Source organism: Kribbella sp. NBC_01510, assembly GCF_045040325.1.
Taxonomy (GTDB): domain Bacteria; phylum Actinomycetota; class Actinomycetes; order Propionibacteriales; family Kribbellaceae; genus Kribbella.
Window position 1 is genome coordinate 5,000,497 of sequence record NZ_CP109418.1, and the last position, 20,367, is coordinate 5,020,863.

General features: G+C 68.9%; 26 protein-coding genes and 1 pseudogene. 19 read left to right on the forward strand and 8 right to left on the reverse strand.

The window, feature by feature from the left end:
- Positions 1-32: 32 nt before the first annotated feature.
- Positions 33-632 (reverse strand): TetR/AcrR family transcriptional regulator, encoded by a 600-nt coding sequence (locus tag OG558_RS25135; protein WP_405065218.1) that lies wholly within the window; start codon positions 630-632, stop codon positions 33-35.
- Between the two features lie 96 nt (positions 633-728).
- Between OG558_RS25135 and OG558_RS25140 the strand changes: the two genes are divergently transcribed.
- The 3 genes from OG558_RS25140 to OG558_RS25150 are packed head-to-tail and all read left to right on the forward strand — an operon-like array spanning position 729 to position 3,858.
- The gene (locus tag OG558_RS25140; protein WP_405065219.1) at positions 729-1,874 is read left to right on the forward strand and encodes an acyl-CoA dehydrogenase family protein; all 1,146 of its coding nucleotides are present in this window, start codon (positions 729-731) and stop codon (positions 1,872-1,874) included.
- A gap of 11 nt (positions 1,875-1,885) precedes the next feature.
- Positions 1,886-3,106 (forward strand): acetyl-CoA C-acetyltransferase, encoded by a 1,221-nt coding sequence (locus OG558_RS25145; RefSeq protein ID WP_405065220.1) that lies wholly within the window; start codon positions 1,886-1,888, stop codon positions 3,104-3,106.
- On the forward strand, positions 3,106-3,858 hold the full coding sequence (locus OG558_RS25150) for an SDR family oxidoreductase (RefSeq protein ID WP_405065221.1): 753 nt from the start codon (positions 3,106-3,108) through the stop codon (positions 3,856-3,858). The genes OG558_RS25145 and OG558_RS25150 overlap by 1 nt, the downstream gene beginning before the upstream one ends.
- On the opposite strand, the gene OG558_RS25155 is transcribed toward OG558_RS25150, so the two are convergent.
- Complete coding sequence (locus tag OG558_RS25155) at positions 3,855-4,430, reverse strand: TIGR03086 family metal-binding protein (protein WP_405065222.1); 576 nt, start codon at positions 4,428-4,430, stop codon at positions 3,855-3,857. The two genes, OG558_RS25150 and OG558_RS25155, sit on opposite strands and share 4 nt — an antisense overlap.
- Before the next feature lie 54 nt (positions 4,431-4,484).
- On the opposite strand from OG558_RS25155, the gene OG558_RS25160 reads away from it, so the two are divergent.
- Positions 4,485-5,456, forward strand: a complete 972-nt coding sequence (locus tag OG558_RS25160; RefSeq protein ID WP_405065223.1) for a helix-turn-helix transcriptional regulator — start codon at positions 4,485-4,487, stop codon at positions 5,454-5,456.
- Here the strand turns inward: OG558_RS25160 and OG558_RS25165 are convergent.
- Together OG558_RS25165 and OG558_RS25170 are read right to left on the reverse strand one after the other, a co-directional pair.
- A complete protein-coding gene (locus tag OG558_RS25165; RefSeq protein WP_405065224.1) occupies positions 5,447-5,977 on the reverse strand; it encodes a hypothetical protein in 531 nt (176 codons plus the stop codon). The genes OG558_RS25160 and OG558_RS25165 overlap by 10 nt on opposite strands.
- A 41-nt stretch (positions 5,978-6,018) precedes the next feature.
- Positions 6,019-6,759: a hypothetical protein gene (locus tag OG558_RS25170; RefSeq protein ID WP_329475077.1), complete on the reverse strand. Its 741-nt coding sequence runs from the start codon at positions 6,757-6,759 to the stop codon at positions 6,019-6,021.
- 247 nt (positions 6,760-7,006) lie between these two features.
- On the opposite strand from OG558_RS25170, the gene OG558_RS25175 reads away from it, so the two are divergent.
- The 3 genes from OG558_RS25175 to OG558_RS25185 all read left to right on the forward strand — a co-directional run bounded on the left by OG558_RS25175 (position 7,007) and on the right by OG558_RS25185 (position 9,686).
- Entirely contained in the window at positions 7,007-7,915 is a 909-nt protein-coding gene (locus OG558_RS25175) for a GNAT family N-acetyltransferase (RefSeq protein ID WP_405065225.1), read from the forward strand.
- Positions 7,916-8,722: a retropepsin-like aspartic protease gene (locus tag OG558_RS25180; RefSeq protein ID WP_405065226.1), complete on the forward strand. Its 807-nt coding sequence runs from the start codon at positions 7,916-7,918 to the stop codon at positions 8,720-8,722. It abuts the gene before it with no gap.
- A gap of 79 nt (positions 8,723-8,801) precedes the next feature.
- Positions 8,802-9,686 carry a GNAT family N-acetyltransferase gene (locus OG558_RS25185; RefSeq protein WP_405065227.1) on the forward strand — a complete coding sequence of 295 codons (885 nt, stop codon included), beginning with the start codon at positions 8,802-8,804 and terminating at the stop codon, positions 9,684-9,686.
- Here the strand turns inward: OG558_RS25185 and OG558_RS25190 are convergent.
- On the reverse strand, positions 9,683-10,138 hold the full coding sequence (locus tag OG558_RS25190) for a MaoC family dehydratase (protein ID WP_405065228.1): 456 nt from the start codon (positions 10,136-10,138) through the stop codon (positions 9,683-9,685). The genes OG558_RS25185 and OG558_RS25190 overlap by 4 nt on opposite strands.
- Positions 10,139-10,149: 11 nt before the next feature.
- The gene (gene fabG / locus OG558_RS25195; protein WP_405065229.1) at positions 10,150-10,905 is read right to left on the reverse strand and encodes a 3-oxoacyl-ACP reductase FabG; all 756 of its coding nucleotides are present in this window, start codon (positions 10,903-10,905) and stop codon (positions 10,150-10,152) included.
- Between the two features lie 88 nt (positions 10,906-10,993).
- On the opposite strand from fabG, the gene OG558_RS25200 reads away from it, so the two are divergent.
- The 5 genes from OG558_RS25200 to OG558_RS25220 all read left to right on the forward strand — a co-directional run bounded on the left by OG558_RS25200 (position 10,994) and on the right by OG558_RS25220 (position 13,583).
- On the forward strand, positions 10,994-11,419 hold the full coding sequence (locus tag OG558_RS25200; protein WP_329475083.1) for a thioesterase family protein: 426 nt from the start codon (positions 10,994-10,996) through the stop codon (positions 11,417-11,419).
- Positions 11,419-11,832 (forward strand): acyl-CoA thioesterase, encoded by a 414-nt coding sequence (locus tag OG558_RS25205; RefSeq protein ID WP_329475084.1) that lies wholly within the window; start codon positions 11,419-11,421, stop codon positions 11,830-11,832. The genes OG558_RS25200 and OG558_RS25205 overlap by 1 nt, the downstream gene beginning before the upstream one ends.
- Positions 11,833-11,847: 15 nt before the next feature.
- Entirely contained in the window at positions 11,848-12,267 is a 420-nt protein-coding gene (locus tag OG558_RS25210; RefSeq protein ID WP_405065230.1) for a globin, read from the forward strand.
- 58 nt (positions 12,268-12,325) lie between these two features.
- The gene (locus tag OG558_RS25215; protein WP_329475086.1) at positions 12,326-12,754 is read left to right on the forward strand and encodes an OsmC family protein; all 429 of its coding nucleotides are present in this window, start codon (positions 12,326-12,328) and stop codon (positions 12,752-12,754) included.
- A gap of 88 nt (positions 12,755-12,842) precedes the next feature.
- Positions 12,843-13,583 (forward strand): GNAT family N-acetyltransferase, encoded by a 741-nt coding sequence (locus OG558_RS25220; protein WP_405065231.1) that lies wholly within the window; start codon positions 12,843-12,845, stop codon positions 13,581-13,583.
- On the opposite strand, the gene OG558_RS25225 is transcribed toward OG558_RS25220, so the two are convergent.
- A complete protein-coding gene (locus OG558_RS25225) occupies positions 13,531-14,223 on the reverse strand; it encodes a mechanosensitive ion channel family protein (protein ID WP_405065232.1) in 693 nt (230 codons plus the stop codon). The two genes, OG558_RS25220 and OG558_RS25225, sit on opposite strands and share 53 nt — an antisense overlap.
- A gap of 128 nt (positions 14,224-14,351) precedes the next feature.
- Here OG558_RS25225 and OG558_RS25230 point away from each other — a divergent pair, with 128 nt between their 5' ends.
- From OG558_RS25230 to OG558_RS25260, 7 genes and pseudogenes are all read left to right on the forward strand, one after another.
- Positions 14,352-15,353, forward strand: coding sequence for a hypothetical protein (locus OG558_RS25230; protein ID WP_405065233.1), 1,002 nt, complete (start codon positions 14,352-14,354; stop codon positions 15,351-15,353).
- Between the two features lie 52 nt (positions 15,354-15,405).
- Entirely contained in the window at positions 15,406-17,523 is a 2,118-nt protein-coding gene (gene malQ, locus OG558_RS25235; protein ID WP_405065234.1) for a 4-alpha-glucanotransferase, read from the forward strand.
- 31 nt (positions 17,524-17,554) lie between these two features.
- A pseudogene (locus OG558_RS25240) lies at positions 17,555-17,665 on the forward strand (lytic polysaccharide monooxygenase); the annotation flags it as partial.
- Positions 17,666-17,746: 81 nt separating this feature from the next.
- Positions 17,747-18,250 carry a hypothetical protein gene (locus OG558_RS25245; RefSeq protein WP_329475091.1) on the forward strand — a complete coding sequence of 168 codons (504 nt, stop codon included), beginning with the start codon at positions 17,747-17,749 and terminating at the stop codon, positions 18,248-18,250.
- A gap of 127 nt (positions 18,251-18,377) precedes the next feature.
- On the forward strand, positions 18,378-18,659 hold the full coding sequence (locus OG558_RS25250; RefSeq protein WP_329475092.1) for a hypothetical protein: 282 nt from the start codon (positions 18,378-18,380) through the stop codon (positions 18,657-18,659).
- A complete protein-coding gene (locus tag OG558_RS25255; RefSeq protein WP_329475093.1) occupies positions 18,646-19,044 on the forward strand; it encodes a DUF5130 family protein in 399 nt (132 codons plus the stop codon). The genes OG558_RS25250 and OG558_RS25255 overlap by 14 nt, the downstream gene beginning before the upstream one ends.
- Positions 19,041-19,637: a GNAT family N-acetyltransferase gene (locus tag OG558_RS25260; protein WP_405065235.1), complete on the forward strand. Its 597-nt coding sequence runs from the start codon at positions 19,041-19,043 to the stop codon at positions 19,635-19,637. Before OG558_RS25255 ends, OG558_RS25260 begins: the two co-directional genes overlap by 4 nt.
- On the opposite strand, the gene OG558_RS25265 is transcribed toward OG558_RS25260, so the two are convergent.
- Positions 19,607-20,311: a hypothetical protein gene (locus tag OG558_RS25265; protein ID WP_405065236.1), complete on the reverse strand. Its 705-nt coding sequence runs from the start codon at positions 20,309-20,311 to the stop codon at positions 19,607-19,609. The two genes, OG558_RS25260 and OG558_RS25265, sit on opposite strands and share 31 nt — an antisense overlap.
- Between the last annotated feature and the right edge of the window lie 56 nt (positions 20,312-20,367).

Here is a 20,367-nt window from a genome sequence, read left to right on the forward strand (position 1 = left end):
AAGACCCCGCACCATCAGGTGCGGGGTCTTTGCTATGCCTGCACCATCCGGTGGGCGAGGTCGGCGTACAGCTTGCCCAGGGCATCTGGGTCGCCGCGGTTGGGGGTGTACCAGCGGGCCACGTCGATCGAGAGCGAGAGTACGGCGAGAGTCGTGCCGGGCAGGTCGGAGACGGCGAAGGAGCCGTCCTGTACGCCGTCGGACAGCACCTGCTCGATCTGGGCAGAGATGGCCCGCCGGATCGTGGCCACCTCGGCCAGGTGATCCGGACTGAGTGCTGCGAGCTCGTATTGCACAACCCGTGCGATGGTGTGGTGCTCGGCGTGCCAGGCGGTGAAGGCGGAGACGAGAGAGCGGAGCCGGTCGGCGGGCGTGGAGCCGCTGTCGGCTGAGCGCAGTACGTCGAGAGCCGCGTTGTGGCCGTACAGACTGATCTCGAAGAGCAGGCGCTCCTTGGACGGGTAGTGCACGTAGAGCGCCGCCGGGCTCATCCCCGCGCGGGACGCGATGTCGCGGGTGGTGGTGGCCTGGAAGCCGCGCTCGGCGAACGCGTCGACGGCGCCGGTGAGCAGCCGGCGGGCGGCGGCCGGCTGGACGTGCTCCCAAACCAGGGGACTGGTGACTGCGGACACGTTGACACCATGCACCGAAAGCGTGAAGCTAAGCAAGCGCTTAGTGAAGCGATAAATGCAACACAGCCCCACTGATCTCACTTCTCGGGAGGCCCCATGGAGCGCGTCATCTTCACCGAGGACCACCACGCTTTCCGGGCCATCGCGAAGGAGTACTGCGACCGCTCGCTGGTGCCGCGGATGGAGCAGTTCCTCGACGAGAAGACGATCGACCGGGCCGCCTGGCTGGAGGCCGGCAAGCAGGGTTTCCTCGGCCTCGACGTGCCGGAGGAGTACGGCGGTTCGAGCGTCGGCGACTACCGGTTCAACGCGGTGTTCGCCGAGGAGGTCTCGAAGGTCTCCGCGTCGCTGTCCAGCTGCTTCGGCATCCACTTCGACTGTGCCGCGCCGTACCTGGTGGACCTGGGCACCGAGGAGCAGAAGCAGCGCTGGCTGCCCAAGTTCTGCTCCGGTGAGTACGTCGCCGCGATCGGGATGACCGAGCCTTCCGGCGGGTCGGACCTGGCCGCGCTGAAGACGAGTGCGAAGAAGACCGACGGCGGCTGGGTGCTGAACGGGTCGAAGACCTTCATCACCAATGGCGACATGGCCGACCTCGTCATCGTCGCCGCGCGCACCGATCCCGCCAAGGGCGCGAAGGGCATCACGCTGTTCGTGATCGAGGAGGGCATGGAGGGCTTCGCCCGCGGCCGCAAGCTGGACAAGGTCGGCCAGAGCGAGTCGGGTACGTCGGAACTGTTCTTCGAGGACGTGTTCGTCAGTGACGACAACGTGCTCGGCGAGGTGGACCGCGGCTTCATCCACATGATGGAGCGGCTGGCACAGGAGCGGGTCGGCGCCGCGGTGTCGAACATCGCGCAGGCGACCCAGATCCTGGCCGAGACGATCGACTATGTGAAGCAGCGCAAGGCGTTCGGCCAGCCGGTCGGCTCGTTCCAGTACAACAAGTTCGTGATCGCCGAGCTGGTCACCAAGGCCGAGGTCACCCAGGCGTACGTCGACAACGCGATCGTCGCGCACGACGAGGACCGGCTGACCGCGGTCGACGCGGCGAAGGCCAAGTGGTGGAGCGCCCAGGTGCAGAACGAGATCCTGGACGCGTGTGTCCAGTTGCACGGCGGCTACGGGTACATGAACGAGTACCGGGTGGCGCGGGCCTGGCGGGACGCCCGGGTGACGAAGATCTGGGCCGGCTCGAACGAGATCATGAAGGAACTCATCGGCCGCGACCTCGGCCTCTAGGAAGGACCACAATGCCTGAAGCAGTCATCGTGTCCACGGCCCGCTCGCCGATCGGCCGCGCGTACAAGGGGTCGCTGACCACGATCCGGCCGGACGACCTCGCCGTACAGATGATCGAGGCGGCGGTCGGCAAGGTCGGCCTGACCGGCGACCAGATCGAGGACCTCGCGCTGGGGTGCGCGGAGCCGCACGACGAGCACGGTGGCAACATGGCTCGCCGGGTCGCGGTGCAGCTCGGCTGGGACAACACGCCGGCGACGACGGTCAACCGGTTCTGCGCGTCGTCGACGCAGACCGCGCGGATGGCCTTCCACGCGATCAAGTCCGGCGAGGGTGACATCTTCGTCAGCGCCGGGGTCGAGTGCGTGTCGCGGTACAAGAACTTCGGTTCCGCCGGGGTCGGCGACCCGACGTCGTTCAACCCGGTCTTCACCGACGCGGTGCAGCGGACCGAGAAGTACGCCGAGACCAACGACACCTGGCACGACCCGCGCGCGGACGGCCAGATCCCCGACATCTACATCGCGATGGGCCAGACCGCGGAGAACGTGGCGACGCTGAGGGGCATCAGCCGGGCCGAGCAGGACGTGTTCGGCGTCCGCTCGCAGAACCTGGCCGAGAAGGCGATCGGCAACGGCTTCTTCGAGCGCGAGATCGTTCCGGTGACGCTGCCGGACGGGACTGTGATCAGCAAGGACGACGGCCCCCGGCCGGGGACGACGCTGGAGGGTGTCAGCGGGCTCAAGCCGGTATTCCGCCCGGACGGGACGGTCACGGCCGGCAACTGCTGCCCGCTGAACGACGGCGCTGCGGCGGTCGTGATCATGAGCGACACCAAGGCGCGCGAGCTCGGCCTCACCCCGCTGGCCCGGATCGTGTCGACCGGCGTGAGTGGTCTGTCGCCGGAGATCATGGGCCTCGGTCCGGTCGAGGCGTCGAAGCAGGCGCTGGCCCGAGCCGGCATGAGCATCAACGACATCGATCTGGTCGAGATCAACGAGGCCTTCGCGGTCCAGGTGATCGGGTCGGCGCGCGAGCTCGGCATCGACGAGGACAAGCTGAACGTGCACGGTGGCGCGATCGCGCTCGGGCACCCGTTCGGTTCGACCGGCGCGCGGATCATGACCACGCTGGTCAACGGGCTGCAGTTCGAGGACAAGCAGTTCGGGCTCGAGACGATGTGCGTCGGCGGCGGGCAGGGCATGGCGATCGTGCTCGAGCGCCTGAGCTGATGGGCCTGGAGAACCGTACGGCGATCGTCACCGGAGCGTCCCGGGGGATCGGGCTGGCGATCGCGCAGCGCCTGGTCGCGGACGGCGCGCGGGTGGTCATCACGGGCCGGACCCGGGAGACCCTCGACCAGGCGGTCGAGTCCCTCGGCGGCCGCGAGCACGCGCTGGGCGTCGCCGGCAACGCCGCCGATCCGACGCATCGCGGTGCGGTGGTGGCCGCGGCGGTGGCGACGTACGGGTCGGTGGATCTGCTGGTGAACAACACCGGCATCAACCCGATCTACGGCAAGCTGCTCGACGTCGACCAGACGGTCGCGGCCAAGATGGTCGACACGAACGTGCTCGCCGCGATCGCGTGGGTGAAGGCCTGCCGAGACGCCTGGATGCGTGAGCACGGTGGCGCCGTGGTGAACCTTTCTTCGGTGGCCGGCCTGGCGCCGTCACCCGGCATCGGCTGGTACGGCGCGACCAAGGCGATGCTGTCCCGGGTGACGGCGGAGCTGGCGGTCGAGCTGGCTCCGGAGATCCGGGTCAACGCGGTGGCTCCCGCGGTGGTGAAGACCAAGTTCGCCGGAGCTCTCTACGAAGGCCGTGAGGACAAGGTCGCGTCGACCTACCCGCTGCAGCGGTTGGGCCGGCCGGAGGACGTCGCCTCGCTGGTGTGGTTCCTGCTGTCCGACGAGGCGTCGTGGATCACCGGCCAGACCATCACGATCGACGGCGGCCTCACCCTGAACGGCGGGATCGTCTAGGGCTGACGTCCCTGCCAGGCGGCCAGCCGGTCGTACGGCGACGCGTCGTCGGCAACCGGTACGACGGAGCCGAACGGGACATGTCCGCCACGCGGCTCGGCCGGGATCGCCCGTCGGACCAGCGGCAGGCAGTAGACGGCGAGTGAGTCGTCCAGCAGGTCGGTGCGGTTGGTGGCCTTGGCGAGATCCCAGGAATGGGTGGTGAGCTCGCCGGTGTAGGCGCCGATCGAGGCGGCTCCGGGCAGTGTTCCCCACGGCAGTGTGCAGATCTGCGTCAGTACGGCGTCGTCGGCCAGCGTGGCGTCGAGCGTCGTACGGCGTTCCTTCCAGGCGGCCGGGACGTCGTCCACACCGGTCGTGACCGTTGGGAGGTCCAACGGGTTGCCGCCGGTGAGGGCGAGGTCGATCCGGCCGATCACGGTGATCAGGTGGCCGAGCAGGGTGCGTACGTCGTACTCCGGGCACGGGGTCGGCAGGGTCAGTTCGTCGGCGCCGATGGTGTCGATCATCGCCTGGGTCTGGTCCAGGGCGAGGACGAGCATCGGACGGGGGTCGTTCACGAGGTTGTTCATGGAGACAGCCTCGCGGGGTATATGTGACATCTTCTGTCGCATATTGTGGAGACCGTGCGAGCGGACCGGTTGTTGCAGATCATCCTGTTGCTGCAGCGGCATGCGCGGCTGAGTGCGCGGGAACTGGCCGAGCGGCTGGAGGTGTCGACGCGGACGGTCCTGCGGGATATGGAGGCGCTGTCGGCGGCCGGCGTACCGGTCTACAGCGAGCGCGGGCGCAACGGGGGCTGTGTGCTGCTGCCGGGGTATCGGGCCGACGTGAGTGGGCTGACGCCGCGCGAGGCGCAGGCGTTGTTCGCGTGGTCGGGGCGGGCCGCGTTGTCGGAGGAGCTGGGGCTGCGGGATGCGCTGCAGTCCGCGATGGGCAAGCTGTCGTCGACGCTGCCGCTGGCACTGCAGGACGATGCGGATGCGCTGTCGGGTGCGATCGTGGTGGATCGTCGGCGGTGGTTCGCGGAGGCCGAGGATCACGGTGCACTGCCGGTGCTGCGGCAGGCGGTGGTGGCGCAGCGCCGGGTGCGACTGCGTTATGCGTCCGCGAGTGCGGGGCTTCAGCGTCGTACCGTCGATCCGTGGGGGCTGGTCGAGCAGGCCGGCCGGTGGTATCTCGTCGCGGCGCATCGCGGGACGGCGCGGATGTACCGGGTCTCGCGGGTAGAGCAGGTGGATGTGCTCGAGGCCGCCGCCGTACGGCCTGACGGACTGGACGTCCGCGCGGAGTGGGACCGGCTGCGGTCCGGACTCGAGCAGAACATGCCCGTCGGGGTCGATGTGCTGATCCGGGTGCGACCAGAGCGGGTCGAGCTGGTACGGCGGATCGCCACACCGATGCTGGCCAAAGGGTCTGTCGCCCGGGACGTGCCGGCGGATGACGAGTGGCCGCATCTGCGCCTGCACTTCCGGGTCCAGGAGGCCGCATGTGGTGTACTGCTCGGCTTCGCGGGCGATGTCGAGGTGCTGGAGCCGGTCGACCTACGGTCCAGGATGTTGCGGCTCGCCGAGGCCGCTGTGGCGGTCTACAGCTGACGCTTTGCCTCGAACGTCTGGCGGAGGATGACACGGCCGTCGTCCGCCTGGTCCTCGTTGCGCCAGTGGAAGCTGGTCTCGGTGATGCCGGTGAACGCCCAGCGGGTGTTGGCGGTCTGCGACGTGAGGGTGATGGAGTCGCCGTCGGCCCGCGCGATGAATGGCATGACGAACGCGGCCTTCGGGCCCAGCCAGGTCGAGCGGAAGGCGTTCAGCTCGGGGTCGTGGATGCGGATCGACAGGCCCCACTCGCCGTCGCCGTCGGTGCCGCGGGCGGCGCGGCTCGGGGTGATCCAGATGTCGGCGACCGCGCGGCCGTCGAGGGCCCAGGCGAAGTGCCACTCGCCCTTGGTCTCCCGGGTGACGTTGCCGTCGTCGTCGTACCAGGCGACGTCGAGCTCCCAGCTGCCGATCAACGGCGCGAACGGCCGGAACGCCTCCACGAACTCCGCCCGCGGCCCGTCGGACACCATCAACCCGGCCAGCACACTAGCCGCAGCCGCTCCATCTGTAATCTGCATAAGAGCTACTTACTCCTGACAACTCTTGAGGTCAAGCCCTTTCAGACAGATCGGCGGAGCCGGCTGAACGAGGCGGCAACCACGGCAGCCGCGCCCCAGGCGATGGCCGCCCACGACCAGCCCGAACTGAAGCCACCGGCGGTACCTTGGTGCGCCAGTGAAACGATGCCTAGATAGGCGGCCGACACCGCGACCCCGCACATGGCCGCCCACAACCGATCCGGCCACAACGCGCCGAGGTACGTCAGACTGACCAGTGCCAGCGCGAGCGCTCCCTGGATGGCGTAGTGGTCCACGCCGAGCGTGACGTCGCTGTCCGGCCGGTTCGCGCGGTCGGCCGCGAACATTCTGAACGCGTAGGTGAGCCAGGGCCCGCTGCCCGCAACGGCAACCGTGAGCAGGGGCCACGACAGTTGGCGTGGTCCCAGTGCACGCCATGGTCGCCGCGGGCCGCCGAGCATGACTGTTGCGATCTGAGCGGCCAGTACGGCGGCGAGGACCGCTGCCGCCCACGCCAGTGAGAGCGTCGCTGCCAGCGCGATCGAAAGGCACACGGTGATCAACTGGAGGACGGCACCGGGGGTATCCGGCACGACGACGAGAGCCGCGAACGGAGCGGCCACCAGGGCTCCGAACAGCAGGCCCCAGCCGGCCTCCAGCATGACTGGCCAGGACCGATCCCAGGTCACCGTCAGATCGATGATGGCGAAACCGGGGAGGAGCCAGAGCAGTGCGTAGACGCCGGCCAGGCAGCGTACGACGATCCGCCGGGTCCGGCTCATTCCGCCAGCATGCGCAGTCGCGGGCGGGCCGACAAGGGTGAGCCCCGCGGACGCCCCGCCACCGGTGACCCCGTCGTGTCCCAGCACGATGGCACTTCCGGTGGTCGGGGCGATCAGTCCGACAGCACCGGGTAACTGTAGTGCCAGTCGACCGCACAGCAGAATCACAAGACGCGCGCAGCCGTTGCGATCACGTTGCTGTTCTTAATGCATGGCGTGTGGCAGGCGTCGTGGCTAAGGTCCCGCCATGACGACAGGGGTGGTGATCCGGTCGGCCGTCGGCGATGACGCCGACGCGATCGCGGCAGTGCGCCGGGCGGTCTACTCGTACAAGGTGATGTCGCCGGCGGCCACCAGGCACATGATCACCGTGCAGACGCCGGGGGAGCGGTTCCTTCCACTGGTCGCGGAGGCCGACGGCGAACTGGTTGCCTGGGGATCGGCCGGCCTGAATGTCTGGACCAGCGAACCGGGCCAGAGCCACCTGTCCATCTACGTGCATCCCGACCAGCGCAAGCGGGGCATCGGCACCGCGCTCGCCGACCGGCTGCACCAGCATCTGACCGAGGTCGGCGCGATCCGCGTGCGGGCGTTCGTGCACCCGGACGGTCTCGAGTTCGCCCACAACCTCGGGTACGACGGGACGCGGCAGATGCACTACTCCGGCGTCGACGTACGGTCGCTGCCCGAGCAGCCGACGACCCCGGACGGCATCGAGCTCGTGACCTTCGACCAGGTCGACCCGCGACAGGCGTACACCGCCGACTCGATCGCCTCGCTGGACGAGCCGAGCGACTCGCCGATCGACTCGATCGACTACGAGCGATGGCTGGAGGAGATCTGGCAGGGTCCCGCGCTGGACAAGTCGCTGAGCGTCGCCGCGATGGTGGGTGACGAGATGGTGTGCTTCACCGTGGTCGAGACCGACGCCGACCGGGCCTGGTCGGGGATGACCGGCACGATCCCGGCGTACCGCGGCCGGGGGCTGGCCAAGCTGGTCAAGTCGGTCGCCCTCCGCCGGGCCGCCGCGGCCGGCATCACCGCGGCGTACACGTCGAACGACGACGAGAACGGCCCGATGCTTGCCGTCAACAACTGGTTGGGCTATCAGCGCGTCCAGACGGAGTTCGGTCTCCTGCGCACACTGGCCGGCTAGATGACGACCGTCGGGTTCGACCGTGTCCAGCACCTGGTCCGGGTCCCGGTGACGGTGGGTGGGGACGAGTACAGGTTCCTGGTCGACACCGGGATCGGGATCACCGTCGTGTCGTCGGCGCTCGCGGCGCGTGCCGACGTGCAGCCGAGCGCTGAGACGTTCACCGGCCGGCGGATGTCCGGTCAGTCCGTCGAGACACCGTTGGTCCGGCTGCCGACGGTCGTGTTCGGCGACTACACCGTCGACGCGCATGTCGCGGGAGTCGCGGACCTTGGCGACATCGACGGCCCGAACGGATTCGCGGGGATCCTCGGTCCGGCGTTCTTCGAGCACTACGTGGTCACCACCGACCCGGTTGCGTCGACCCTGACCGTCCGCCCTCGGGCGGACTTCGCCGTCGAGGGGTACGAGATTCCGCTCGAGATCCGGCGGGAGTCGGTGTCGGGGGATCCCTTCGTCCAGCTAGTGTTGCCGAGTGGGCGCGAGATCTCCGTCGAGGTGGACACCGGGTCGGCCAGCCTCATCCTCGACACGCGCTACGTGTCCGACTGCGGGGTCGATCTCGACAGCCCGGACGTGACGACGCGGGCCGGTACGGACGAGACCGGCTATGTATGGACGCGGCACTGGGTCTCGATCGGCGGCAGCGTGCACCTGGCCGCCGCACCGGAGACCGCGCAGCAGGCGCCGCGGGTGCAGTTCCAGGACATCATCCACGACGGGCTGGTGGGCGCGGACTACCTCGAGCGCTACCGTCTGTCCTTCGACGTCTCCGGTGCCTGGATGATCCTCGCGCCGCGGCTCTGAAACAGAGCTGTCATTGGTCTGCACCTGAATGCGCGCTATGTTCCGGAGGACTCGTTGAGGGAGTTCGCAAGGAGATTGCATGGAGATCAGGGCGGCCGCAACGGGGGATGTCGAAGGCGCGATCGCGTTGCACGACGCGTTGGCGCCGTACCTGGTGGTCACCCGGGGCGCGGTGACGCGCAGACTGGCCTCGCCCGCCGTCGCGGGCAACGGAACGTTCGCCGCGGTGGATGCCGGTGAAGTGGTCGGGTGGGCAACGACCGAGCTGATCGCCGGGTCGGAACCGCTGGACGGACAGTTGCGGTTGCTGGTCCGGCCGGACCACCGGGGCCGGGGTATCGGTTCGAAGTTGCTGGAGGCAACGCACGAGGATCTGCGGTCGGCCGGCGCGACCAGCGCGCGGGTGTTCGCCGATCCCGCCACGGTGGAGTGGGCAGCCCGGCGCGGCTACCGGCAGACCCGGCAGGTGCACTACGCGGGCATCGACCCCCGCAAGGCGCCGGAGGTGCCCGGGATCCCGACCGGCGTGGAACTGGTCGCACTGATCGACGTCGATCCGCAGCAGCTGTACGAGGCCGATCAAGTTGCCCAGCGCACCAAACCCGGCGACGCGAACATCACCTCACGCCCGTACGACGACTGGCTCGCCGCGATCTGGCGATCGCCGGACATGGTGCTCGACCTGAGCGTGGCCGCGCTGTACCAGGACCAGTTGGTCGCGTTCACGCTCGGCCACGGCGATCGGAACCGGATCTGGTCCAAGATGACTGCGACGCTGCCGCAGTACCGCGGCCGCGGTCTGGCCAAGCTGGTCAAGTCCGCCGCACTGCACCGTGCCGCCGGCGCAGGGGTGCGAGGCGCGTACACCGCCAACTACGACGGCAACGCGCCGATGCTCGCCGTCAACGAGTGGCTCGGCTACGACCGCGTGACCACCCACGCCGTCCTGATCTGCCCCCTCTAAGGGACGAGCAGTACGACGGTCTCCGCGACGCAGGCGGGTTTGGTGGAGTTCTCGAGCTCGATGACCCAGTTGAGCGAGACCTGGACGCCGGCCGGGGTCTCGACGGCGTTGGCGATCGAGGCGCCGGCGCGGACCCGGGTGCCGACCGGGACGGGAGCCGGGAAGCGGACCTTGTTGACGCCGTAGTTGAGCTTGGCGGTGACGCCGTCGATGGAGAACAGCTCGTCACCGAAGCGCGCGATCAGGCTCAGCGTGAGGTAACCGTGCGCGATCGTCCCGCCGTACGGGCCCTTCGACGCGCGCTCGACGTCGACGTGGATCCACTGGTGGTCACCGGTCGCGTCGGCGAACGTGTTCACCTGCTCCTGGGTGATCTCCAGCCACTCGGTCTCACCCAGGTGGGTGCCGACCGCGTGCACGACCTCGTCGATGCCGTTGAACGACTGCGTCATCCCGTCTGCCCTCAGTTCCGGGGTCCGCCGGCGACGTACAGGACCTGACCGGAGACGAAGCCGGCCTCTTCGCTGCAGAAGAACGACGCCGCCGCGGCGATGTCCTCCGGCTTGCCGGTCCGGTTCACCGGGATGGTGGCGGCGGTGGCCTTCTTGAACTCCTCGAAGTCGACCCCGACCCGCGCCGCGGTGGCGGCGGTCATGTCGGTCTCGATGAAGCCGGGGGCGATCGCGTTCGCGGTGACGCCGAACTTGCCCAGCTCGATCGCCAGCGTCTTCGCCAGCCCCTGCAGCCCGGCCTTCGCGGACGCGTAGTTCGCCTGGCCGCGGTTGCCCAGCGCCGAGGTCGAGGACAGGAAGACCATCCGGCCGTAGCCCGCCTCGACCATGTGCGCCTGGCAGGCCTTCGACATCAGGAAGCTGCCGCGCAGGTGCACGGACATGACCGTGTCCCAGTCGTCCTCGGACATCTTGAACAGCAGGTTGTCGCGCAGCACGCCGGCGTTGTTCACCAGGATCGTCGGCGCGCCCAGCTCGGCGACCACCCGGTCGACCGCGGCGGTGACCTGGTCGGACTTGCTGACGTCGCAGCCGACCGCGGCGGCCTGGCCGCCGGCCTCGGTGATCGCCTTCACGGTCCCAGCGCAGGCGCCCTCGTCGAGGTCCAGGACGGCAACCGCGTTCCCGTCCTGGGCGAGCCGCTGTGCCACGGCCGCACCGATTCCCCGGGCCGCCCCGGTAACGATCGCCACCCGCTGCTCGCTCATCCGCGCTCCTTCGGTCAGTGCTGCTGCCGGGGATGACATTACCCACGCTCAGTCACGCCGGGAGTACCCAGGATGCGATGATCGCCGTGTGGATCATCACAACCGCCATGTCTATTACTGCCCGTTGCGGTGGGGTGACCTGGACGCCCTCGGCCACGTGAACAACGGCCGGTTCGTCGACTATCTGCAGGACGCCCGGGTCGACTTCCTGTTCCGGACCGCCAAGGAGCTCGGCGCGGACGACCTGGAGACGGGTCTGCTGGTGGCTCGGCACGAGGTGCAGTACCGGAGGCCGCTGTACTTCCGGCCCGAGCCGGTCCGGATCGAGCTGTGGATCAGCGAGATCAGGGCCGCTTCGTTCACCGTGGACTACGAGATCCTCGACGCCGACCCCGATCGTCGTACCTATGTCGAGGCGCGGACCAGGCTGGTCCCGTTCGACTTCGCCGCCAACCGCCTCCGCCGGATCAGCCCGGTCGAACGCGAGGCCCTGTCGAAGCTGGTGGGCGCTTGATGTACACGCACCCGGTCCTGGTTCGCTGGTCGGACATCGACTCGTATGACCACGTCAACAACGTCCGGTACTTCGACTATCTGCAGGAGGCCCGGATCGCATTCCTGTCCGAGGTCCTCGAGACGGGGGATCTGTTCGCCGAGCACCCGTGTGCCCTGGTCAGCCAGACCGTGGACTATCTGCGCCCGATCCTGCTGAGGCATCCGCCGTACGACGTGGACGTGTGGATCGACTCGGTCGGTACGACGTCGTACACGCTCGGCTCCCGGATCGTCGACCGCAGTGGGGAGACCGAGGACATCTACGCCAAGGCGGTCTCGGTCATCGTCGCCACCGACGCCGAGACGCACGCCAAGCGGCCGCTGTCGGAGTCCGAACGGGCAGCCCTCCTCAAGCACGTTGCAGCGGCTTGAGACACTAGAACCGACATGACTGAGCAGCAGAGTTTCTACGACGCCGTCGGTGGGGCCGAGACGTTCCACAAGCTGGTGGCGGCTTTCTACCGCGGCGTGGCCGACGACCCGGAACTGCGCGCGCTGTACCCGGAGGAGGACCTCGGTCCGGCCGAAGTGCGCTTCCGGATGTTCCTGGAGCAGTACTGGGGCGGCCCCAAAACGTACTCCGAGCAGCGCGGGCACCCCCGGCTACGGATGCGGCACGCCCCGTTCGCCGTGACGCGGACCGCCCGGGACCGCTGGCTGGGCCACATGCGTGCCGCGCTGGACGAGATCGCCCTGGCGCCGGATCAGGACGAACAGATCTGGAAGTACATGGTGATGGCGGCGCACAGCATGGTGAACACCGACGAACCGCAGTACCCGGGCGCGATCGACGTGTCCGGCCGCTAGGCGTGCCGAACGGTTCTTGACGAGGCACTCCATCTCTCTCGAAGGAGACAACACGAGCATGGCAACCACGCGTACGGCCAAGGCCCACTGGGAAGGCTCGCTGATGGAGGGCGCCGGCCAGGTCGCCCTGGAGTCGTCCGGCGTCGGCACCTACGACGTGACCTGGGCCTCCCGGGCGAACGAGGCGAACGGCAGGACCAGCCCGGAAGAGCTGATCGCCGCCGCGCACTCGACCTGCTTCTCGATGGCGCTGTCGCACGCGCTCGCCGGTGCCGGCAACGCGCCGGAGGCGATCGACACCCAGGCCGACGTGACCTTCCAGCCGGGTGAGGGCATCACCGGCATCAAGCTGTCCGTCAACGGCAAGGTCCCCGGGATCACCGCCGACGAGTTCGCCGAGTTCGCCGAGGGCGCGAAGAAGAACTGCCCGGTCTCCCAGGCGCTGGCCGCCGTCCCGATCACCCTGGACGTCACCTTCACCGCCTGAGCCTGACCGCTTCACACAGCGTCCGGCGAGCCCTGTGGGTTCGCCGGACGCTGTCGTTCCTGTCGGTGGAGCCGGTCAGACTGCTCTCATGCCCGACGCCGCCTTGCTCGACAACCACCTCGCGTTCCTGGCCGCCCATCGCGGTGCGGTACGCCGCTCTGCCGCCGGGATCGAGGTGGTCGGGGAGTCGGCCGAGTTCTCGGCGTGGATCCCGCTCTCCCCGTCAGCCGAGCTCCCGGCCGGTACGGCGACGGTCCGGTTGGTGCCGTGGAGCGGTGACGGCTGGGTTGAGCGGCTGACCGCGGCGGGCTTCCAGCCGGCCGAGGTGCTCGTGCACATGGAAGCGCCCGTGGAACCGACCGTGGACTCGCCGGTGGCCGGGGTGGTGGCAGCGATCGAGACGGACGAGGATGCGGCGGGGTTTGCCGAGGTGCAGAGTGCGGCGTTTCTCGACGAGGACGAGCCGGACTACGACTGGTGGCGGCAGAAGTTCCTGGAGCTGGCGGTCCGGAACTACCGAGCGCCGGATCAGTCGCTCTACCTGCTCAGGGTCGACGGTGATCCGGTCTCGGTGACGCTGCTGCTGCGGACCGGGGCCGTCTTCGGGGTCTACGCGGTCGCGACGAAGCCGGCATACCGAGGGCGGGGGCTTGCCTCAGCGCTGCTCGCCCAAGCGAGGTGGGATGCCGCTGAGGCGGCACGAGCCGCAACTAGCGAAGGCGCGCCGCGGCTAACGTTGCAGGTGGTGGAGGGGTCGGACGCCGAGCGGCTCTATCTCAAGCTTGGGTTTCGTGCGGCGTTCCGGTCGCCGCACTTTCGTCGTCCTTGATCTCTTCGGCCTTCGCCGTGGCGCTGCCGACGCCCGAGGACGCGCTGCTGGACGGGTCGCGGGTGGCGAGGTTGCCGACCCGGACGACCTCGCCGTTGCGGACGTACCAGGTGGTGCCGTCCTCGCCGCGGAGCGTCGTGATCCGCAGGCCGACCTCCACCACGACCCCGGTCGCCTTCTCCATGTCGATCAGGTCGCCGACGCCGTACTGGTCCTCGAAGATCATGAACACGCCGGCCAGGAAGTCCTTCACCAGCGTCTGCGCGCCGAAACCGAGCACCACACCGATGATGCTCGCCGACGCGACCACCGGCACGACGTTGAAGCCGAGCTCGGCCAGCACCATCACCACCAGGACGGCGGTCAGCACGATCGTCACGGTGCTGCAGAGCAGCGAGGCGATCGTCTCGGCCCGCTGGGTCCGGCGCTCGTTGGCCAGCGTGTTCTCGACGAACCCCTGGCCGATCTTGGACTTCGACAGCACGCCGGCGACGGCGCCGTTCCCGGTCCGGCGGGCGAACTTGCGGATCAGCTTGTGCAGGACCCACCGGAGCACGAGGAAGCCGATGATCAGCCCGGCGATCCGGGCCGGGACGACGATGATCTGGTCGGTCACCTCCAGCTTGCCGTCGTTACCCATCCGGAAGAAGGTCGGAAAGGTCCCGGGCGGTGAAAACAGGGGGTGACTGACTGCGGACGTAAGGTAGCTGGTCAAATAAGGCATCTCGCCGCCCGATCTTAGTGAAGGAAGGCAAGGGAGACGATCGCATGCCCAGCCGGCTGGATGACGAGCTGTCCAGGCTCGTGAGCGCGGGCGTGCTGCGCCAGTACCAGGCCGACTCGCTCCGCGACGCCGCTGACGCGGAGATCGACGCGGCGCTGTCGGACCCCGGGCGGCCGCGGCCGCAGCCCACGCCCGGTGAGCCGCCGGCCAAGCCGCGGACACCACCGACGGCGACCCACCCGAACGCCCTGATCGAGGTGCTCGGCTACATCGGCGGTGCGCTGCTCCTCGGCGCGGTCGCGCTGCTCACCCTCGCGAACTGGGGCGAGATGGGGCGTGCCGCGCGGGTTTCCACCGGCACCAGTGCCGCGGTCATCCTGCTCGGGGCAGCCGTCGTCCTCGCGCTGCTGCGGCGCCGTGCGCAGGTGAGCTCGGCGCTTGCGTCCTTGGGCTGCTGTGTGGCCGGCTTCGCCACTTACGTCGCGATCGAAGGAGAGACCGGGCGCGTCGCAGGGGTGTCGGTCGCGCTCGCGCTGGCCGGGGTCGGGCTGTGGTGGCTGTCCGGCTCTTCGTTGCTGGCGGCAACTTTTGGCATCCTCGGAGTGGGTGTGCTGGTAATCACGTCGGACGTCCTCTCTCCGGACGCGGGCTCGGCGGTCAACAGCGCGGGCATCGCCGGGACCGGTTTCATCCTGGTGGCGTTCGTGCTCGCGATGCTCGGCCTGGTCCGGGATCAGGTGACCGCGTGGTCGCTGGCCGGCGCCGCGATGTTCAGCTCGTCGATCTGCTGGCTGATCCAGGAGCGCGGCGAGATCATGGCCCTGGCCGTCGGTACGGCGGGACCCGCGGCCCTCCTGGTCGCGTACGGTCGCCGGCGCCATTCGGCGTACGCAGTGGTCGCGTGCTCGATCCTGCTGGTCATCTGGCCGACGGCGCTCTATCAGCTGACTGATGACATGGCCGGCGTGGCCATCGGCCTGGTCGTCGCCAGTGGCGTGCTGCTGCTCGCCGTACTGATGCTGAGCCGGCGCCGCTCGAATGAGTGACACGGCGCGCTGCGTTACGCGTTGGCGCCGTTGATACGGCAGACTCGCTGAGGTGACTGCTCCTACTCCGGCCCTTGTCGAGCTAGCGGTTGCCCATGGCGTGGCGACGGAGTACTGGAACTGGCAGGGCGAGCATGTGGTCGTCTCCAGTGAGGTGGTGTCCGCAGTACTCGCGGCGCTCGGTGTGGACGCGTCCACACCGGACAAGGCCGCCGATGCCCTGGCGGAGCACCAGCAGACCCGCTGGCGTCGTACGTTGCCCGCCACTGTGGTGATGCGCGAGGGCTGGACGCCATGGTTCGCCGTCCATCTGCCGCACGGGTCCACCGCCGAGGTCTGGGTGGACATGGAGGATGGCGGTCAGCGGCGTGACATCCCGCAGCAGGAGCATTGGGTCGAGCCGGAGTGGGTCGACGGTGTACAGGTCGGTGAGGCGACGTTCCAGCTGCCGGGTGACCTGCCGCTCGGCTATCACCGGCTGTGCGCGCGGATCGGCAGCAGTCCGGAGATCTCGGTCAGCACGCTGATCGTGACTCCGCGCAAACTGCACCCTGAGAAGCTGCACCGCACCTGGGGCTGGGTGCTGCAGCTGTACTCAGTCCGCTCTCGCCGGTCCTGGGGCATCGGCGATCTGCACGACCTGGCCGACCTGGCTGCCTGGTCTGCCCATGATCTTGGTGCCGGGTTCGTCCTGGTGAACCCACTGCACGCTGCGGAGACCGCGGGCCGGATGGAGCCCTCGCCGTACCTCCCGGCCTCACGGCGCTTCAACAACCCCATCTACCTCCGCATCGAGGACATCGACGAGTACGGCGACCTCGCGCCGGCGGAGCGGGATCGGGTCCGGGCCCTCAGCCTGCAGGCGCGCGCACTGAGCGAGGACTGGACCGCACTGGACCGGGACACCGTCTGGGCCGCCAAGCGCGAGGCTCTGCAGTTGCTGTTCGGAGTGCGACCGTCGATCGGCCGGATCGCGGAGTACGGCGCCTACTGCGACCGCGAGAGCCAGGGGCTGATCGACTTCGCCACCTGGGCCGCGATCTCCGACGTCCACGGGCCGGAGTGGAGCAAGTGGCCCGAGGAACTGCGGGATCCGATGTCCTCCGCGGTCGTTGCCTTCCGCAACGAGAATCCGGACGCGGTGGAGTTCCACTGCTGGCTGCAGTGGCAGCTGGACGAGCAGCTCGCCCGCACCCAGGCCCGGGCGAAGGCGGCCGGCATGTCGCTCGGCGTCGTCCACGACCTGGCGGTCGGCGTCCACCCGGACGGTGCGGATGCATGGGCCCTGCAGAACGTGCTGGCGCCCGGCATCCACGTCGGTGCGCCGCCGGATGCGTTCAACCAGCAGGGTCAGGACTGGTCGCAGCCCCCATGGCGGCCGAACGCGCTGGCCGAGACCGGGTACGCCGCTTGGCGGGATCTGGTCCGGGCAGTCATGCGGCACGGCGGTGGGCTGCGGATCGACCACATCCTCGGCATGTTCCGGCTCTGGTGGGTGACGTCGCCGGAGCGGCCGACCGAAGGCACGTACGTCCGTTACGACCACGAGGCGCTCGTTGGCATCCTCGTGCTCGAGGCCACGCGGGCCGGCGTGACAGTGGTGGGTGAGGACCTGGGCACGGTCGAGCCATGGGTGCGGGACTACCTGACCGAGCGCGGCATCCTCGGCACGTCGGTGCTGTGGTTCGAGCGCGATGCTCAAAGCCGTCCGCTGCCGCCGGAGCGCTGGCGCGAACTCTGCCTGGCCACCGTCACCACCCACGACCTGCCGCCGACCGCCGGCTACCTCGCGGGCGACCACGTCGAACTACGCAACCAGCTGGGCCTGCTCACCCGGCCGGTTGCCGAGGAGCTCGCGGTGGACGAGGCCGAGCGCGACTCCTGGCTCAACGCGTTGCGGGGGCGGCACCTGCTCAGCAACACCGACGGCGACGTCGAGCGCATCGTCGAGTCCCTGCATCAGTACGTCGCTCACACGCCGGCGAAGCTGGTCGGTGTGGCACTCACGGATGCCGTCGGGGAGCGTCGTACGCAGAACCAGCCGGGCACCACCGACGAGTATCCGAACTGGCGGATCCCGCTGGGCGGACCGGACGGCCAGCCGGTGCTGATCGAGGACCTGCCGAACAACCACCGCCTGCGCCGGCTGATCGGCGCACTCAACATCTAGTGCCGCGTCAGCAACGGAGGAGAGGTCATCGGGGTCTGCGGATCTCGGGCCTGATGGGACCGGGCGGCACATGATCCTGGCCGGCTGGACGATCAATGACACGGGGAACGCCTTCTACCAGTGTTCGGATGTCAATTTCTGATTCAACCGGAGGTTTCGGAAATATCTTTCGCGGGAAGTGCACTCTGTGAAATATCCGCCCCGTATTTCGAGGAGTGTCCCTATGAAATCCGTTCTCCGACGTGTCCTCATCCCTGTCGTCGCCGTCCTCGCCGGCCTGTTGCCCGGCGTGGTCATGGTCGACCAGGCCTCCGCCCTGACCAAGCTGACCCAGGCCCAGGCCGAATCCTTGTTCCGTGCGGTCGGCATCACTTGGTCGTCCAGCGGCGGCTGCACCAACCGAAACATCTCGACCTGCACGTCGTTCGCGCAGATCAACGACACCACCGTGTACGGCGCTCGCACGCTGAAGACCGCCAGCGGTTGTGCGATCAACATCACCGGCGGAACCGAGACCGGCCACGCCAGCGGCACCTACAGCCACTGGAACGGCTACAAGATCGACATCTCGAAGTACACGTGTGTCGGCAACTACATCCACACCTACTTCACCCGGATCGCGGACCGCGGTGACGGCTATCCGCAGTGGCGCTCCGGCTCCGGCAACATCTACGCCGACGAAGGCAGCCACTGGGACATCACCTACTACAACTGCGGCGGCTGCTAACCAACAACCGGGCTCCGCGCGGGCAGGACAGAGGCAACCGCCGCGGCTGCTGGGCGTCGCGACGCCTGCGTCCGCTCTGGGTGAGGCACTGGAGTGGACGCAGGCACGAAGTACTAGGCTGCGCGGTGTGATTGCTGAGTTGTCCGGCCACACCGTGCTGGTGTTCGTCGGTATCCCCCTACTGGTCGTCGCGGTGGTGGCGCTGCTGGTGTTCGCGCCGTCGATCGCGCACGGGCCGCGTTACCGTCCGGGTCTGTCCTGGTGGGCTCCGCCGGTCTGGATCAACGGTCCGGTCGCGACCAAGCCCGACCCGGCCAACCTGCCCGAGCTGCCCGGCGCGCCGGGGACCACCGCGACCGCCGGCACCGGCGTCGCCCGCACGACCGGAGGCGCAAGTGCCAGCTGGTGACGCATTCACGCCGGACCAGCTCTACGACCTCGAGCGCGCGGTCCGGCACGCCGAGGAGGTCTCCGGCCTGCACTTCTCGGTGTACGTCGGTGGTGCCGACGAGGAGACCCGTCCGTTCGCCATCGAGCTGCTGAACGAGCTCGACGACCCCGACCACAGCGTCCTGGTGTATGTCGACCCGGCCGGACGCCGGCTGGAGATCGTCACCGGCTCCCTGGCGCGGCGGCAGCTCTCGGACAGCTCGGCCGGACTGGCCGCACTGACCATGCAGACGTCGTTCGCGACCGGTGACCTCACCGGCGGTCTGGTCACCGGCGTTCAGCAGCTGGGCGAGCACGCGCACCAGGCGCCGCTGCTGCACGCCAACGAGCCACACCAGCAGTGACCCAGATCCTGCAGCCACACCGCATCGAGCTGGACGACGTCGTACTGCGCCCCTTCGTGGCCCGCGACGAGGCTGCGGTGGCCGAGGCGCTGCGGGATCCGGACATCCTCCGCTGGACCGCGGGTACGGCGGTCATCCGCACGCCCGCGGATCAGCGGGCACGGAAGTGGCTGGAGCCGCGCATCGACGGCTGGGCTCGCGGTAGCGCGGTCTTCGCCGTCGCCGACGCCGCGACCGACTACGTGCTCGCCACCGTGTCGGTCCGCGACGTGAACCGAGTCCCGGATCAGGCTGTCGTCGCGTACTGGGTCAGCCCGGCCGCCCGCGGTCGCAGGCTCGCAGCCCGCGCACTCGACGCGGCCGCCCGCTGGGCCTTCGCGCCGGATGGTCTCAGACTGCACAGGTTGTCGCTGGACCACGCACTGATCAACGAGGGCTCCTGCCGCGTCGCCGTACGGGCCGGCTTCCAGCTCGAGGGCACCATGCGCGACTACTACCTCGAGCCGACCGGGGAGCGGCACGACTCGCACCTGCACTCGCGGCTGGCGACAGACCCAGTGGGTCAGTGCCCCGGAGCGACTGCGGGCTCGTAGGTCGGGCAGGCCGAGCTCTGGTAGGCGCTCTGTGTCTTCGGCGCCGAGCACAGGTTGAGCATCTGCTCCGACGAGGTGCCGGGACCGAGGTAGACCAGCCAGGTGTCGGTGACCGGCTCCATGCTGCTGTTCGCGATCCCCGGGTACTGCCCGTTGACCAGCATCGCCTTGGCCGGTACGCCCGCCTTGATCAGCCTGGTGGCGAGGGCCTTCGCGACCTGGTCCGCGTCCATGCCGGCGTCGGTCGGGTACTTGTCGATCTGGACGATCCATTGGCCACGCTTGAACGCCGGCGAATCCGCGCCGGTGTTCACCGGCGGTGCACTCGTCTTCGGGACGGTCGTCGGCGCCGTGGACGTCGCCGGCGGTTTGCGATCCGCCTTCGTGGTGCTCGCGTCGTCACCCGCCACGGGTGCGGCCGGGGCCGCCGCTCCACCCGCGGGTACGTCGCCCAGCCGCAAGCCGTCGTCCGTGGGCGCCGACGACGACCCGTTGGTCAGGATGAACCCGAATACCGCCACCAGCGCGGCGGCGGCCACGATCGCCGCACCGACCGCGCTGTGCGAGCGCTGAACCTTCCGCGGGCGCCGCGGCGGGGCATCGTCACGGCGGGCGGCAGACTTCTGTTGTCTCCGAGCGACCCGGGCGGGCGGCCTTCGGTGATCCACAGTCACGGCAAGGGCCCCTCCCCAAGATTCCCTGTGCGGATGGTTCGCGTGCAGCTTAAACC